Origin of the sequence: Streptomyces sp. NBC_00016, assembly GCF_045040885.1 — a bacterium.
Classification (GTDB): domain Bacteria; phylum Actinomycetota; class Actinomycetes; order Streptomycetales; family Streptomycetaceae; genus Streptomyces; species Streptomyces coriariae.
In genome coordinates this window covers 1,530,147-1,544,431 of the sequence record NZ_CP108304.1, presented here as the reverse complement: position 1 = coordinate 1,544,431, position 14,285 = coordinate 1,530,147, and the positions used below count along the sequence as shown (strand labels likewise).

Sequence of the window (14,285 nt, the reverse complement as noted above, 5' to 3'; positions counted from 1 at the left end):
CCGGGCGCCGGCCGCCGCGGTGCGGCCGGTGACGGCAGACGCTGAGGCGGGACGGCTCGTCGGCGCCGGCCGCACCGCCTGTGGAAGGCGGAACGCGGCCGATCAGGTGAGGGGCTGTTCGGTGAAGTTCCTGAGCACCAGTGCGCCGGGAACCTCGATGAGGCGTCCGCCTTCGTCGATCCTGCCGAGTTCCACCGGCGACAGGCCGAGCGTGCGGGCGAACTCGGCGATCTGGGAGCTGGCCTCCCCGGAGTCGCTGGAGACGAAGACCACGCGCTTGCCCTGGCCGGAGGGCACTTCGGCGGCGAGCGTCTGGGCGGGAAGGTGGTTGAAGCCCTTCACGATCTGGGCGCCGGGCAGGACCTCGGCCGCGTACTGCGAGGAGAGCCGACCCTTGAGGATGTCGCCCGCGTTGGGCGCGTAGTGCGCGTTGGTGGTGTCGACGACGATCTTCCCGTTCCAGTCGGGCAGGGCGTTGCCGAACGTCTCGACTGCGCCGAACGGGATGGCCATGAAGATGACGTCGCTCGCCAGTGCCTCGGTGAGCGTCACGGCCCGGACCGTGGAACCCCAGGAGGCGGCGAGTTCGCTGATCGAGCCCGGTCCGCGGGTGTTGGCGATGCTGACCTCGACTCCGGCCCGGGCGAAGAGACGCGCCAGCGCCGAACCGATGTTTCCGGTGCCCACGATGGCGTAGCGGGTGTCTGCAGACATGAGTGCTCCCTGTTCCAGTAATTGCTGAAGGCTGTCGAGGCGGCGGAGCGGCTTCATCGTCCGGCCTGTCGTCGCCGCGTTTCTGTAGGCGGCTCCGACCTCCGCAAGTCCATTTGGTTGAGGTGTTAACCAAACCGTACGACGGACTGGTTAACATGTCAACCAAAGCGGTAGGATGGGCTTCATGGACGAACCGCGATGGCTGGACGAGCGTGAACAGCGGGCTTGGCGCAGCCTCATGAAGATGCAGGCCGGCCTGTCCGAATACATCGAGCGGCAGCTGCGCACCCACAGCGGGCTGTCCACCGCCGACTACCAGGTGCTGGCGCACCTGTCTGAGGCGCCCGAGGGACGCCTGCGGTCGTTCGCACTCGGAGATGCGCTGCAATGGGAGAAGAGCCGTCTGTCGCAGCATCTGACCCGCATGCAGAACCGCAACCTCATCCGCCGCGAGCGATGCGCGACCGACCAGCGAGGGGCCGTCGTGGTCATCACCGAACAGGGCCGCACCCTCGTCGAGGCAGCCGCCCCGCTCCACCTGGCTGACGTGCGCAATGTGCTGATCGACCACGTGACCCCTGCGCAGATGGACCTGCTGATCGAATTGGGAGACCAGGTGGAGGCGCAACTCGCCGAGATCGATCAGAAACCGGGATGACCCCTTGCGTCCCCGCCGGGCTGCCGCCGACCGTGCCGTCAGAGTCTCGCCCGGGGTGCTGATGAGGGCCCGGCATCGCACCAACCGCCCTTACTGCGACACTCCCATCCAACAAAGAAGACGATGCGGGTCGACGAGCCTCGCCTTCAAAAAACGAACGTTTTCTGAAGATCACCGTGCGGGGGTCCGCACACCCCGCAGCCCCTTCAAAAACCCTTCAAAAACCTGGGTCATTCAAGAACCCTCGACCACCGTTTTCTGACATGATCCGGGGTCATGAGTGACACTCCGGAGCCGTCCGGCCACCCCGAACTCCTCGTTGCCGAACCGCTTGTCTGCACCGAGATCAAGATCGGGTACGCGCGGGTGTCCAGCGGCGGACAGAAGCTCGACCGGCAGATCGACGCCCTCACCACCGCCGGATGCCGGAAGATCTTCTCGGACAAGAAGTCCGGAAAGAACGCCCTCCGCCCGGAATTGAAGGCGTGCCACGCCTTCCTCGACGCTGGCGACACCCTCGTCGTCCCGTCGCTCGACCGCTACGGCCGCAGCCTCCAGGACCTCATCAACATGGTCGCCGAACTCCGGACGCGCGGGATCGGCTTCACCTCGCTGCACGAGAACCTCGACACCACCACCCCCGGCGGCCGACTCGTCTTCCACGTCTTCGCCGCTCTGGCGGAGTTCATCCGCGAACTCATCGTCCAGGGCACCCGCGAGGGCCTGGCCGCCGCCCGCGCCCGCGGCCGGGTCGGCGGGCGCCCCACCGTCGCTACCGAGGAAGTCATCCGCGCCGCCCGCGACCTGCTGCCCGACCCCGGCCGCTCCATCACCTCGATCGCCAAAATGCTGGGCATCTCCCCGGGCACCCTCTACAACCACATCCCCGACCTCCAAGACCTGCGCGCCTCCGCCGTCCCCCACCAGCTCGACGCTGCGGAACGGTGACCCCACGTGCCGATCCGTCCCTAGGACCGCGAGCGTTGTCCCGCCGACTGGCCGGACATCTCCAACGCCATCAACGAACGCGCCGGCTGGCGGTGCGAGTGTGAAGGCGAGTGCGGACGCGGCAGTCACCCGGCCGGTGTCCCAACCGGCACGGACAGCCCGTGTACGGCACCGGTTCGCGGGTCATCCTGACGACGAGAGCGCGCACCTCGACCACACGCCGGAGAACTGTCACCCGGCCAACCTCAAAGCCATGCCAGGGCTGCCACCTGCACTACGACCGTAACCACCACGCCCGTACCCGGGCCCAGACCCGGCATACCGCGCTCGAAACCGGCGGGCAGCTGACGTTTGAGTTGTAGGCGAACGTAGCAAGATCAAGTGCTTAGCGTTACTGGCTGTTCCGCTAGTCCCCAAGGCCGTGCTCGGCGGGCCGGGCCCTCGATCACCCTGGAGCTCACCCGGGCGTCGCGATACCGCTCCGCAAGGCCGCGCAGGGCCCCGTCGAGGACCTGGGACGGCGGGCGCCGATGGGCCTCCATGGCGTACCACGACGGAGCCGGCCGCGTGGTGAGAGCTCTGGGTGACGGATTCCAGGCGTGCACCGCCGTCAGCCGGCAGCTCCGCACCTGAGCCTCCCGCAGAGCGAACTGCAAAGCCGTGCCGCTGCCCTCCCCCTCCTCGACACCGACGTTCCCGAACTGGCCGTCCCTGTGCTCAGCGGCACCTCGCACCACGACCACCGGGCAGTCCGCTCGTGCCGCCACGGCCAGGCTGACCGCGCCCAGGAGCATTTCGGCGAGGTCTCCCAGACCTCTGGACCCGAGCACCAGCGCGAACGCGTTGCGTCCCTTGTCGACGAGGGCAGCGGCGGCGTCCTCGTGCAGCACCTCGCTCGACCGCTGCGCCCTGGGAGCTCTTCCCCTGGCGCGTTCCGAGGCGGCACTGATCACGTCGGACGGCTCGCGGTCACCGGCCGCCGCGTGCACGAGGTGGAGCGGCACGCTGTACCGGACTGCCTCGTCGGCGGCCCAGTCCATCGCCTCCAGACTGGCTTCGGACCCGTCGATGCCGACCACCAGGGGAATCGCCACCGCACCTGTCTCCTCTCGTGGCGGGTGCCACGTGACCGGCCTCCCCCTCCACGGCTCCACATGCGCCGGAGAGGGGATTGGGGTACTCCTCGAAGGAGAGAAGCACCGCGCCTCGGCATGTCGGCGACGTCCGGAGCATGCACCCATCGGACTCGTTCACCGTCACCCACCGTCGTATCCAGCTTCGTACGAGACGGAGGCCGCCGCCATGCAGCCAGTCATCACCGTGGGCCTCGACGGCTCACCCGAAAGCCTCGCCGCCGCCCGCTGGGCCGCCGAAGAGGCCGAGAAGCGTCGGCTCACGCTGCGCCTGCTGCACGCGTGGCCCCTGCTCGCGCCGGAACCCGCCCATGCCCACTCCGAGGTCGATCAGAACTATTGGGCGAAGCGTCTCGTGCACACCGCGCGGGCCGAACTCCAAGCCCGCCACCCGGGCCTGACCATTGTCGGGAGCCTGGTGGCCGACGACGCGCAAAAGGCGCTGCTCCAGGCAGCGTCGGAGTCGGAGCTGATGGTGCTCGGCTCGCGGGGGCTGGAGCCCGTCGAGAGCTACTTCCTGGGCGACGTCAGCATGCCCGTCGTGGCCCGGGCGGAGCGGCCGGTGGTACTGGTCCGCGCCGAAACCCGGGTGGAGGGAACACCTCCGGCCCCTGCGGGCCGCGTGGCCGTGGCCCTGAAACTGAACGGATCCTCCGACGACCTGCTCGACTTCGCGTTCCACACCGCCGCGGCCAGGGACGTTCCGCTGGTGGCCGTGCACGGCCGGAGCGTGCCGCTTCACGCGCGCGTGCCCTGGGGGGTGGACCACGCCGCCACCGACGAGATGACGCGGGACGCGCAGAGGGAGTTGAGCAAGGCGCTCGGCCCCTGGCGCGAGAAGTACCCGCAGGTCGACGTGGCCGACAGCATCCGTCTCGCAAGCCCCGCCAAGGCCGTCCTGCAGGCCGCCGAAGGCGCCGCGCTGCTGGTCGTCGGCCGGCGGGCACACCGGCGCGGTGTGGCACCCCACCTGGGTCCGATCGCCCACGCGGCCATCCATCACGGGCGCTGCCCCGTCGCCGTCGTCCCTCATGACTGAGCCCGGCCACCACGGGCCACCGCCCCCGCGCGCGGAGGTGTGCGAGACCCATACCGCGATCGTGTTCTTCGCCGGGGACCGCGCCTACAAGGTCAAGAAGCCGGTGGACCTGGGTTTCCTGGACTACACCACGCGGACGGCGCGCCGGCACGCGTGCGAACGCGAGATCGCTCTCAACCGCCGCTTCGCCCCCGACGTTTATCTGGGCCTGGGCGAGTTCAGCAGTCCCGACACGGAGGCGCCCGAACCACTTGTGGTGATGCGCCGCATGCCCGCGGACCGGCGTCTCTCCCGCTTGGTCCGAGAGGGCGTCGCCCTGGACGACGTCCTGCGGGCCGTAGCCCGGCACCTCGCCGCGTGGCACGCGGACGCGCCCCGTGGCCGGGATGTGGACGAGCAGGGCACGCGGGACGCCCTGTCGTCGCGCTGGGAGGCCAGCTTCGCGCAGATCCACGTGATGGCCGACGACGGCTCCGTGCCCGAGGGGATGACGGAGACGGAGCAACTGGTGCGCCGCTATCTCGCAGGCCGCGAGCGGTTGTTCGCCTCCCGCATCCAGCAGGGGCGGGTGGTCGACGGCCACGGTGACCTGCTCGCCGAGGACGTCTTCTGCCTCGACGACGGCCCTCGCATCCTCGACTGCCTGGAGTTCGACGACCGGCTGCGCTACGTCGACGGCCTGGACGACGCCGCCTTCCTCGCCATGGACCTGGAACACCTGGGGGCCCCGGAGGCCGCCGCCTACTTCCTCGCGCGGTACGGCGAATACTCCGGCGACCGCGCTCCCGCGTCGCTGTGGCACCACTACGTCGCCTACCGCGCGTTCGTCCGCGCCAAGGTCTCTCTGATCCAGGCCCGCCAGGGTGCGCCGGGCGCGGAGGTGGCGTCACGACGGCTGGTCTCGACGACGCTGCGTCACCTGCGCACCTCCGCTGTCGGCCTGACCGTCGTCGGCGGGCTGCCGGGCAGCGGGAAGTCCACCCTCTCCGGTGCGCTGGCCGACCGGCTGGGGGTCACCCTGCTCAGCAGTGACCGCGTCCGCAAGGAACTGGCGGGCATTCCCGCGGAGCAGTCCGCGGCGGCCGGCTACGGCGAAGGGCTGTACACACCGGAATGGACCGCCAGGACCTACGCCACCCTCCTCGACCGGGCGGCCGCCCTGCTGTCCGCCGGCGAGTCCGTCGTTCTGGACGCCACCTGGTCCGACACGGCACAGCGTGAAGCGGCACAGCGCGTGGCCGAACGCACCAGCGCCGACCTGGTCGCCCTGCACTGCCACGTCCCGGACGACGTGTCAGCGGCCCGCCTGAGCACGCGCGCCCCCGGCCCCTCCGACGCCGACCTCGACATCGCCACCGCCATGGCGGCCGGGGAACCCGCGTGGCCCGAGGCCGTCGCCGTCGACACCAGCGGCCCGTTGGAGTCCGCGGTCGCCAGGGCGCTGGCAGCCGTACGCCCCTGGGGCACCGGCCAGGCCCCGGTCTTCCGCCGCCCCTACATGGAACCGGACTGACGGGACACGCACCACGACGCGGCGGTCCGTGTTGCCAGGGTGTTCCGCCGGGGTGACCGTGGAGGTGGGGGAGCGAGGAGTGAGTACCGTGCGAGCGGTCGTCTATCACGGCCCGGGGCACATCTCCTGGGACACCGCCCCGGACCCCGCGATTCAGGAGGCGACCGACGCGATTGTGCGCGTCGACGCCACCACCGTCTGCGGCAGTGATCTGCACATCCTGCGCGGAGACCTCCCCGAGGTGAAACCGGGGACGGTCCTTGGCCACGAGGCCGTGGGTGAGATCTTGGATCACATCGGTCGTCCCACCCCGTCTCGACGACTACGACCGAGCCTGCTCGGACTTCACCTGGGCACAGGCGCGCACCGAGCTGGCTGGGCTGCCCGGCGGCGGCCTCAACATGGCCCACGAAGAGGTCGACCTGCACGCGGCGTCCGCCCACGCGGACAAGGTCGCCCTGCGCTGCGTCGCTCGGGACGACTCCGTCTCCACCGTCACGTACGCGGAACTGGCCCGACGTACGGCGCGTTTCGCGAACGTTCTGCGGTCACTCGGCGTCGGCCGCGGAGACCGGGTGTTCACCCTGCTCGGCCGCTGCCCCGAGTTGTACACAGCGGTGCTCGGCACTTTGAAGAACACCAGCGTGCTGTGCCCGCTCTTCTCCGCCTTCGGCCCCGGAATCCCCGCCTCGACTTCGTCAGCCGGTCGAGCGGCTCACCGTCCGGTGGCGGTCGGACCGCGCTCCTGGCTACCGGCGGTGCATGGTCTCCAGAGCTCCGGCGAGGACGTGGGGATCGTGGTGGCCCTTGTAGACCGCGGGTGGTTGCTTTTCGAGGCCGAGGAGTCGGGACACCGCCGTCCAGGCGGTGCGTACGGAGTACTCGACGGTGAAGACGACGTCGTCGGGCACCTCGGCGAACTGCCCGATGAAGGCGAGGTTGACCGATCCCTCGGGAACGACCTTGGGACGGTCGTCGCGCCGACGGGCCAGGAACTGGCTGGTGATGTACGGCATCACGCAGGGCACGACGGTGGAGGTGGCCAGGACGCGGGCCGTGAGTGCCTCGTCGAACCGCAGGTGGCACAACACTTCTTCCAGGATCTCCCGGCCGGAGCACATCGTCATCGGTTTGGGCGTGTGGTTGCCCGCGCGGCCGGGGAAGAGGCCGTAACCCCACCAGACCGAGACCCCGTCGGGCTGGTCGCGGTAGACGGGCTGGCGCTGGGCGACGATGGTGAGCAGCCAGTTGGAATCGGTGAACGTCATCAAGCCGGCCTTGCCCGTGTCCCGGCCCGTGAACTCCTCCAACGCCTGGAGGAAAGCGGGATCCTTGGTCGTGACGGTGAACGACTCCCAGCGGGACTCCTTGACGTGCTTGTCGAAGGCGGCGGGGTTGCCGAAGTCCTCACGCCCCCGGGCAAGCCGGTGCCACAGCAGCCAGGCATCGGAGCGATGGGGCGCCGGTGGGGGCGCCGCGCTGTGTGAGCCGAGGCTGGAGGCATCGGTCATGGAGCCGTTGGTGACCAGGACCAGGTCCCCGGGAGCGACGGTGATCTTCTCGTCGTGGCCGCCACGGGTGAGGTGGACGGTCTGCACGGTGCCACTCCGAGGACCGGGTGTGAACCCGAGGTCGGTGACACTGCAGCCGGTGTGGAAGGTGACGCCGCGCTCGCGCAGCCAGGTCGTCAGCGGCAGCACGATGGAGTCGTACTGGTTGTAACGGGTCCGCTGGATCCCTGACATGGAGGCGAACTCGGGGAAGAGGTGGACGAAGCGCCTGAGGTAGCGGCGGAACTCGATCGCGCTGTGCCAGGGCTGGAAGGCGAACGTGGTGCACCACATGAACCAGAAGTTCGTGGTGAAGAAGTGTTCGCCGAAGCAGTCGGTGATCCGCTTGCCGTCCAGGTGTCCTTCAGGGGTCGCCAGACACCTGACCAGGTCTATCCGGTCCCGCTCGGAGAACCCCATCGAGCGGACGTCGACGATCTTTCCCTCTCCGTCGACGAGGCGGCTGATGTCGTCCCAGGCGAAGTCCTCGTGCCCGGCCAGGGTCTCCTGGGTCACCGACACCGAGGGGTCGTCGAGGGAGGGGATGCCGGACAGCAGGTCGTACGTGCAGCGGAACTCGGCCTCGAACATCCGCCCGCCGCGCATCGTGTAGCCCGTCTCCGCCGTGCCACCCGCGTCCAGGCTCCCGCCGATGTTCCGCTGCTCCTCGTAGAGGTGGATGTCGGATCCGTCGAAACCGCCGTCGCGGATGAGGAACGTCGCCGCGGCGAGCGCGGCGATGCCGCTGCCCACCAGATATGCCTTGGCCACCGCACAACTCCTTGTTCTGTCCAGCTGATCGGGAACCGCACGGCCACTCTCGTCCGTGCCGCGACGGCGGTCAGTGGGCCGATGGTCACCGGCTGGGTCCGTATGGCCCATGCGGCGGGGCCGGCCGGCCGTTCGAGGACGAGGGCAGAGGGCAGACGAGGCCCGGCCGGTGGACCGTCACCGACCGGGCCCGTCGTTGCCTCGGACTCACGCCGGGCGGGGGTCCGCCCTCAGCGTCGGCAGCCGGTGGACGGCGGTAGCTCCGGGAGCTCCCGCCCGGGAGACGGGACCGGGATCCTGTGGGGCAGAGGAAGGCCGTCCGGCCGATGACGAACCGCCCTCCCGGGCGTCCCGGCAGCCGAGCGCGCATCAGCCGGTCTTGTGACCCCACTCAGGGCCGACCAGGTCCCACTCGCTGCCCCATTGAGCGATCCGCCGCCGGTCGAGCCGCCACCGCGCGACGGCTCCGGCGCCGAAGGTCATGCCCGTGAGGACGAGCGCCGCCGCGACGGCCAGGACGCCGCCTTCGATGGCTGCCTCCGTGGGACTCGGCGGCTCGGCGGTGATCTCTCCTCGGCCGTCTGTCCAGACGACGACCTCGGTTCCGGCCTTCAGACCGTCCTCCACCAAGGTCTCGTCGGTGTGGACGGAGCCGTCAGGGTCCGTCCAGCGGACGCGCGCTGCGGTCTGTCCGCTGGTCGTCCCGATCCCCGCCACGTTTCGCGGTACGTCGGTGAGGAGCGTGGCGTGTACCGAGGAGCGTTCGGCGCGCTGGCGGGCGAACATCTCATCGGATGCGTGGACCGTCACCAGGCCGACCATGGTGCCGCCCACCGCGGCCACCACCCATACGGCAAGCACGATCCAGGCCTCGACGATGTCGTCGCGCCGGCGCAGCGGATTGCCTCGCCACCGCCAGAGCCTCTTCCGCGTACGCGTGATGCCCTTCATGGCCCGCCCCTCCTCCTCGTCGTGACACCCACGAAAGTGACAGCCGGGAGCGATCCTTGGGATGGGCCGAGGGGGCAGCACATGAGGGCCGGTCGGCGCCGATTCGCGGAGGAGCCTGGTTCGTTCGGCCCATGACCGAGGTGATCGGAGGAGGAGAGCTGCGGCGATGTCGCGGTGCCCCGGTCGCTGGGTCGGGTGTGGCCTCTTCGGGCCCGGCGCGAGGGTCAACGGCCTCTGACGGGGCCGTGGCCGGGCGCACACGCTGGTGGGACCGAACCCCCGTCCTACGCCCACGCGTTAGAAGGGCATCATGCACAACACCCGCCTGGACGCCATGAATCCCGAGACCTGTGTGTCGGCTGCGGTCGCCGCACGTCGATCCACAACACCCAGCCATGGCGTATCGGCCTGGACACTGGAGACCAAGGCCGTGGAGGGCGGCGTCGTGCCGGCGCTGACGAAGGAGAGCGAGGAAGCGGACCACCGTCGTGGGCGCCCGGGGGTTCGGCGGTGTCGTCGGCGTTCTGGCACGCTCGGTGAGCCGGCGCCTGGCCGCGCACGTGCGAGGCCCGCTGTTGGTCGTCGGAGGGATACGCGGGAGGCCGGTGTCGTGGTCGTCGGCGCGCGCCGCCGTGCGGGTCGGTTCGGCCTTCAGCTGGGCCCGGTCGCGCACGTCCTGCTGCACAACTCCCACTGTCCCGTGGTGCTGGTGCCGACGACGTGAGCGTGTCGTCCGACTGTCCGGCCGCCCGCCTCCAGGTGCGTTCCCGTCTCCGGGACACGTCGCGTGTCCGACGTTCGCGTCGGGCACGCGACGCACCGACCAAGATGTGTCGGCGGCCTGCCGGCCCGCGAGCCGCGACAGGACACCCGTCGCCCCGTGCCGCCCGCGTGAGAACTCGCGGGCGGCACGGGGCGTGATCGCGGGGTTCGGCTGCCCCGCCGTGCTCGACCGGTTCCTCAGGGCCGGTTCCCGGGAGGGGCGGTCAAGAGGGGCGCTGTCCTCCGGAGCGCGGTCATGCGCGAGATGAGGGGCGCGGCGGCCATGGCGGACGCCCTCCCGAGATGCCGGGACTGACCGGGATCATCGTGTCGGCCTCTGTCTGCATCCGCAGGGACTGCGAGGCGGAGGCGGGGGACCGGCGGACGAGCTGCGAGGGTGCCGTGCCGGGAGCTGGGCATGCCGAATGGACTTGTCCCCGGGCTCCCGGCACGGCACGGCGGAACGGCACGGCACCTCGCGTGGCAGGCACCGCCGGATCTACTGTTCGGGTGTGCCTGTCGGCCCGTAGAAGGCGGCTCGCATGATCCCCTGCATGTCGTCGAGCATGGGCATCCGCGGGTTGGCGGGCGCGCACTGGTCTTCGTAGGCGTTCATGGCCTGTTGGGGCAGTGCGTCGAGGAAGGTCCGCTCGTCGATGCCGAGGGACTTGAACGACGGTTCGATGCCCACGGCGTCACGCAGTCGCTCCACGGCGCGGGCAAGGGAGTCGACGCCCTCGGCCGGGGTGCCGGCCGGCAGGCCCAGGGTGCGGGCGATGTCCTGGAGGCGTTCGGGAGCGCGGTAGTTCTCGTACTTGGGCCAGCCCGTGAGCTTGGTCGGAACGGTGCCGTTGTAGCGGATGACGAGGGGGAGCAGGACGGCGTTGGTCCTGCCGTGCGCGATGTGGAACGTGGCGCCGAGGGTGTGGGACATGGCGTGGACGATGCCGAGGAAGGCGTTTCCGAAGGCCATGCCCGCGATGGTGCCGGCGTTGTGCATCTTCTCGCGCGCCTGCGGGCTGTCCGTCCGGTCGTTCACGGCGGCCTCGATGTGGCCGAAGATCAGCCGAATCGCGTGCAGGGCGAGGCCGTCGGTGAAGTCGTTGGCGTAGACGGACACGTACGCCTCGATGGCGTGGGTGAGGGCGTCGAAGCCGCTGTCCGCCGCCAGCGCCGGGGGCAGCCCGGTGGTGAGCAGGGGGTCGACGATGGCCACGCTCGGCGTGAGCGCGTAATCGGCGAGCGGGTACTTCTTGCCGGTCGCCGGGTCGGAGATGACGGCGAAGGGGGTGACCTCGGCGCCGGTGCCGGAAGTGGTGGGCACGCACACGAGACGGGCCAGACGACCGAGGACGGGGAAGCGGAAGGCCCGCTTGCGGATGTCGGAGAACTTCTGCCGCATGTCCGCGAAATCGATGTCCGGCTGCTCGTACAGCAACCACATCACCTTGGCCGCGTCCATCGGCGAGCCGCCGCCCAGCGCGATGATCGTGTCCGGCCGGAAGTCACGCATCAGCCGGGCGCCGCGCTGCACGGAGTCGATGCTCGGCTCGGGCTCGACGTTGTCGATGATCTGGACGGTCACCGGCTCGTGGCGCCGCTGGAGCACGCGCGTGACGCGGTCGACGAAGCCGAGGCGGGTCATCGTCGCGTCGGTGACGACCGTGACCCGGTGCACGTCCGGCATGGACGCCAGGTACCGGATCGCCTGCGGCTCGAAGTAGATCTTCGGCGGCACCTTGAACCACTGCAGGTTGTTGCGGCGGGTGCCGACCCGCTTGACGTTCAACAGTTGCGCGGCGGACACGTTGTTGGACACCGACGTGCTGCCCCAGGAGCCGCAGCCCAGCGTCAGCGACGGCAGCAGGCCGTTGTAGATGCCGCCGATCGCGCCCTGCGAGGACGGCGCGTTCACGATGATCCGCACGGTCTTCATCCGCTTCCCGTACGCCTCCGCCAGCGCGCGGTCCTCGGTGTGGATGACGGCGCTGTGGCCCTGGCCGTGGAAGGCGACCATGTCCGCGGCCAGGTCGAAGCCCTGCTGTTCCGAACGCGCGCGCAGCACGGCGAGCACCGGGCAGAGCTTCTCCCGGGTCAGCGGCTCCTCCGGGCCGACCCGGTCCGTCTCGACCAGGATGAGCGACGTGTCGGCGGGCACCCGGAAACCCGCGCGCTCCGCGATCCACTCGGGACTCCGGCCCACGGCGGCGGCGTTGACCTTGGGCTCACAGCCCGCACCCGCGGTGCCCGCAGGGAACAGGAAGGTCTCCAGCTTCGCCTTCTCCTCGGCGGTCGCCAGGTGGGCGTGCAGCGTGCGGAACTCGGCGAGCGCCGGGTCGTAGATCTCGTCGTCCAGGATGACGGCCTGCTCGGAGGCGCAGATCATGCCGTTGTCGAAGGACTTGGACAGCACCAGGTCGTTGACGGCGCGGCGCAGCCTGGCGCTCTTGTGGACGTACGCGGGGACGTTGCCGGCGCCGACCCCCAGGGCGGGCTTGCCCGCCGAGTAGGCCGCCCTGACCATGGCGTTGCCGCCCGTGGCGAGTATCAGCGAGACGCCCGGGTGGCGCATCAGAGTGCCGGTCGCCTCGACGGACGGAGCCTCGATCCACTGGATGCAGTGCTCGGGCGCTCCCGCGGCGAGGGCGGCGTCGCGCACGACGCGGGCCGCCTGCGCGCTGCAGCGCTGGGCGGAGGGATGGAAGGCGAACACGACGGGGTTGCGGGTCTTCAGCGCCATCAGCGCCTTGAAGATCGTGGTGGAGGTCGGGTTGGTGACGGGAGTGACCGCGCACACCACGCCGACCGGTTCCGCCACCTCGACCATGTCCTCGATGTCGTCGCGGGCGATGACGCCCACGGTCTTCATGGGAGCCATGCTGTGGGTGACGTGCTCGCAGGCGAACATGTTCTTGGCCGCCTTGTCCTCGAAGACGCCCCGTCCGGTCTCCTCCACCGCGAGGCGGGCCAGCGCGGTGTGCTGGTCCAGAGCGGCGACCGACGCCTTCTTGACGATGTGGTCGACCTGCTCCTGGTCCAGGGCCTCGTAGTCGGCCAAGGCCTTGAGTCCGTTGGTGACGAGCTGGTCAACGGCGATGACGGTGTCCGACGGCGCCTCGGCGGTGGCCCTGGTCGCGGTGCGGTCGTCGTGGCGGGTCATGGGTGTGCCTCCGTCGTCGAGAGGTGAGGCCGCACGTTCCGGCGGCCGTACGAGAGCGGCGCTGTGGATGACCGGTGCCGCTCCGTCAGCAGCGTCTCGTCGGCAGCGCTGCCCCGAGCAGGTCCTCCCGGTTCCCAGCAGGTGCCTGACCGGCCCCGAATGCGCGGGCCGAGTGGCCCTTACTCCCTGTGGAACGCTGCGCGGTGCGAGCCGCTTGTCAGAGCGGCCAGGGGTGCGCGATCCCGCCCGTGTGCCGCTCGGGCGGACGAGTGTCGTCGACGCGGGACGTGAGGTTGTTCACGACGCCCACCACTCCGTCCACCCGCCACGTCAGCTGGATGGCCAGGGGGATGCCGCTGCGCTGCTCCAGCCGACCCTGCAAGGTGACCATGCCGTCCCGGACCGAGACGTTCACCGTGTGGGGCGGCACGCACATGGCCCGCGTCAGCACGTCCTCGAGTACTTCCCGGCCGATCTCCTCGTCCGTGCGCAGGAAGACGCGCAGCAGGTCCCGTCGGGTAGCGATGCCGATCAGCCGGTCTTCCTCGTCCACCACGGGAAGCCGGTCCACGTGGCGGCGTTCCATGATGCGTGCGGCGTCCGCGACGCGCTGTTCGGGGTGCACGGTGATGGCCGGCGTCGACATCAGCTCTCCGGCGGTCGTGGCCCGGGCCGCGGCCGTCGCGTCAGGGGTGGCGCCGCGCGCGGACTTGCGGCCACGCCGGACGCGGCCGTGAGGGGGCCGAGCCGCCTGATGGCGGATCAGGTCGGCTTCGGAGATGACCCCGAGGACCTTGTCGTCGTCGTCCACCACGGGCACGCCGCTGATGCGGTGCCGGTCCAGCAGGCGTGCCACGTCCTTGAAGGGTGTTTCCCGGCGCGCTTCGACGACCTCGCTGGTCATCACCTCGCCGACGATGCGGGTCATCACGCCACTCCTTCCCTCGACCATCCGCGAGACAAGCGCGGCGGACGGTGTTGTGCCCGGGCGCCCACAGGCCGGAAGCCCTGTGCGGCAGGTCGTCCGTGAACGCACCGAGGCCGGAGCGCACGGGCTGTGTCGGCCGTCGGCTGTCGATGTCCCTA

Annotated in this window: 11 protein-coding genes and 2 pseudogenes; 7 read left to right on the top strand and 6 right to left on the bottom strand. The window is 70.2% G+C overall.

Going from position 1 to position 14,285, the window contains the following annotated elements; translation table 11 throughout:
* Positions 1–102: 102 nt before the first annotated feature.
* Entirely contained in the window at positions 103–714 is a 612-nt protein-coding gene (locus OG933_RS06935) for an NADPH-dependent F420 reductase (protein WP_381199305.1), read from the bottom strand.
* 184 nt (positions 715–898) lie between these two features.
* Here OG933_RS06935 and OG933_RS06930 point away from each other — a divergent pair, with 184 nt between their 5' ends.
* A complete protein-coding gene (locus OG933_RS06930) occupies positions 899–1,372 on the top strand; it encodes a MarR family winged helix-turn-helix transcriptional regulator (RefSeq protein WP_057582258.1) in 474 nt (157 codons plus the stop codon).
* 276 nt (positions 1,373–1,648) lie between these two features.
* Positions 1,649–2,320 carry a recombinase family protein gene (locus OG933_RS06925; protein WP_143606564.1) on the top strand — a complete coding sequence of 224 codons (672 nt, stop codon included), beginning with the start codon at positions 1,649–1,651 and terminating at the stop codon, positions 2,318–2,320.
* 377 nt (positions 2,321–2,697) lie between these two features.
* On the opposite strand, the gene OG933_RS06920 is transcribed toward OG933_RS06925, so the two are convergent.
* Positions 2,698–3,414, bottom strand: a complete 717-nt coding sequence (locus OG933_RS06920) for a universal stress protein (RefSeq protein ID WP_405625936.1) — start codon at positions 3,412–3,414, stop codon at positions 2,698–2,700.
* 208 nt (positions 3,415–3,622) lie between these two features.
* Here OG933_RS06920 and OG933_RS06915 point away from each other — a divergent pair, with 208 nt between their 5' ends.
* The 4 genes and pseudogenes from OG933_RS06915 to OG933_RS06900 all read left to right on the top strand — a co-directional run.
* Positions 3,623–4,492, top strand: coding sequence for a universal stress protein (locus OG933_RS06915; protein ID WP_405625933.1), 870 nt, complete (start codon positions 3,623–3,625; stop codon positions 4,490–4,492).
* On the top strand, positions 4,485–6,005 hold the full coding sequence (locus OG933_RS06910; protein WP_327186435.1) for an AAA family ATPase: 1,521 nt from the start codon (positions 4,485–4,487) through the stop codon (positions 6,003–6,005). The genes OG933_RS06915 and OG933_RS06910 overlap by 8 nt, the downstream gene beginning before the upstream one ends.
* Before the next feature lie 88 nt (positions 6,006–6,093).
* Positions 6,094–6,297 (top strand): annotated as a pseudogene (locus OG933_RS06905) (alcohol dehydrogenase catalytic domain-containing protein); the annotation flags it as partial.
* Positions 6,298–6,406: 109 nt separating this feature from the next.
* Positions 6,407–6,670 (top strand): annotated as a pseudogene (locus OG933_RS06900) (AMP-binding protein); the annotation flags it as partial.
* A gap of 84 nt (positions 6,671–6,754) precedes the next feature.
* Here the strand turns inward: OG933_RS06900 and OG933_RS06895 are convergent.
* A complete protein-coding gene (locus tag OG933_RS06895) occupies positions 6,755–8,326 on the bottom strand; it encodes an oleate hydratase (RefSeq protein ID WP_327186436.1) in 1,572 nt (523 codons plus the stop codon).
* A gap of 369 nt (positions 8,327–8,695) precedes the next feature.
* Positions 8,696–9,277 (bottom strand): hypothetical protein, encoded by a 582-nt coding sequence (locus OG933_RS06890; RefSeq protein WP_327186437.1) that lies wholly within the window; start codon positions 9,275–9,277, stop codon positions 8,696–8,698.
* Positions 9,278–9,887: 610 nt separating this feature from the next.
* On the opposite strand from OG933_RS06890, the gene OG933_RS06885 reads away from it, so the two are divergent.
* On the top strand, positions 9,888–10,001 hold the full coding sequence (locus tag OG933_RS06885) for a universal stress protein (RefSeq protein WP_405625930.1): 114 nt from the start codon (positions 9,888–9,890) through the stop codon (positions 9,999–10,001).
* Between the two features lie 537 nt (positions 10,002–10,538).
* Here OG933_RS06885 and adhE read toward each other — a convergent pair.
* Together adhE and OG933_RS06875 are read right to left on the bottom strand one after the other, a co-directional pair.
* Positions 10,539–13,199, bottom strand: a complete 2,661-nt coding sequence (adhE, locus tag OG933_RS06880) for a bifunctional acetaldehyde-CoA/alcohol dehydrogenase (protein WP_405625928.1) — start codon at positions 13,197–13,199, stop codon at positions 10,539–10,541.
* A 217-nt stretch (positions 13,200–13,416) separates the two neighbouring features.
* Complete coding sequence (locus OG933_RS06875; RefSeq protein WP_327186439.1) at positions 13,417–14,127, bottom strand: CBS domain-containing protein; 711 nt, start codon at positions 14,125–14,127, stop codon at positions 13,417–13,419.
* Between the last annotated feature and the right edge of the window lie 158 nt (positions 14,128–14,285).

Bases quoted from the DNA above. Each gene is read 5' to 3' on its own strand.
- OG933_RS06910 (WP_327186435.1), top strand. From the start codon at position 4,485: ATGACTGAGCCCGGCCACCACGGGCCACCGCCCCCGCGCGCGGAGGTG.
- OG933_RS06915 (WP_405625933.1), top strand. From the start codon at position 3,623: ATGCAGCCAGTCATCACCGTGGGCCTCGACGGCTCACCCGAAAGCCTC.
- OG933_RS06935 (WP_381199305.1), bottom strand. From the start codon at position 714: ATGTCTGCAGACACCCGCTACGCCATCGTGGGCACCGGAAACATCGGT.
- adhE (WP_405625928.1), bottom strand. From the start codon at position 13,199: ATGACCCGCCACGACGACCGCACCGCGACCAGGGCCACCGCCGAGGCG.
- OG933_RS06930 (WP_057582258.1), top strand. From the start codon at position 899: ATGGACGAACCGCGATGGCTGGACGAGCGTGAACAGCGGGCTTGGCGC.
- OG933_RS06890 (WP_327186437.1), bottom strand. From the start codon at position 9,277: ATGAAGGGCATCACGCGTACGCGGAAGAGGCTCTGGCGGTGGCGAGGC.
- OG933_RS06875 (WP_327186439.1), bottom strand. From the start codon at position 14,127: ATGACCCGCATCGTCGGCGAGGTGATGACCAGCGAGGTCGTCGAAGCG.
- OG933_RS06925 (WP_143606564.1), top strand. From the start codon at position 1,649: ATGAGTGACACTCCGGAGCCGTCCGGCCACCCCGAACTCCTCGTTGCC.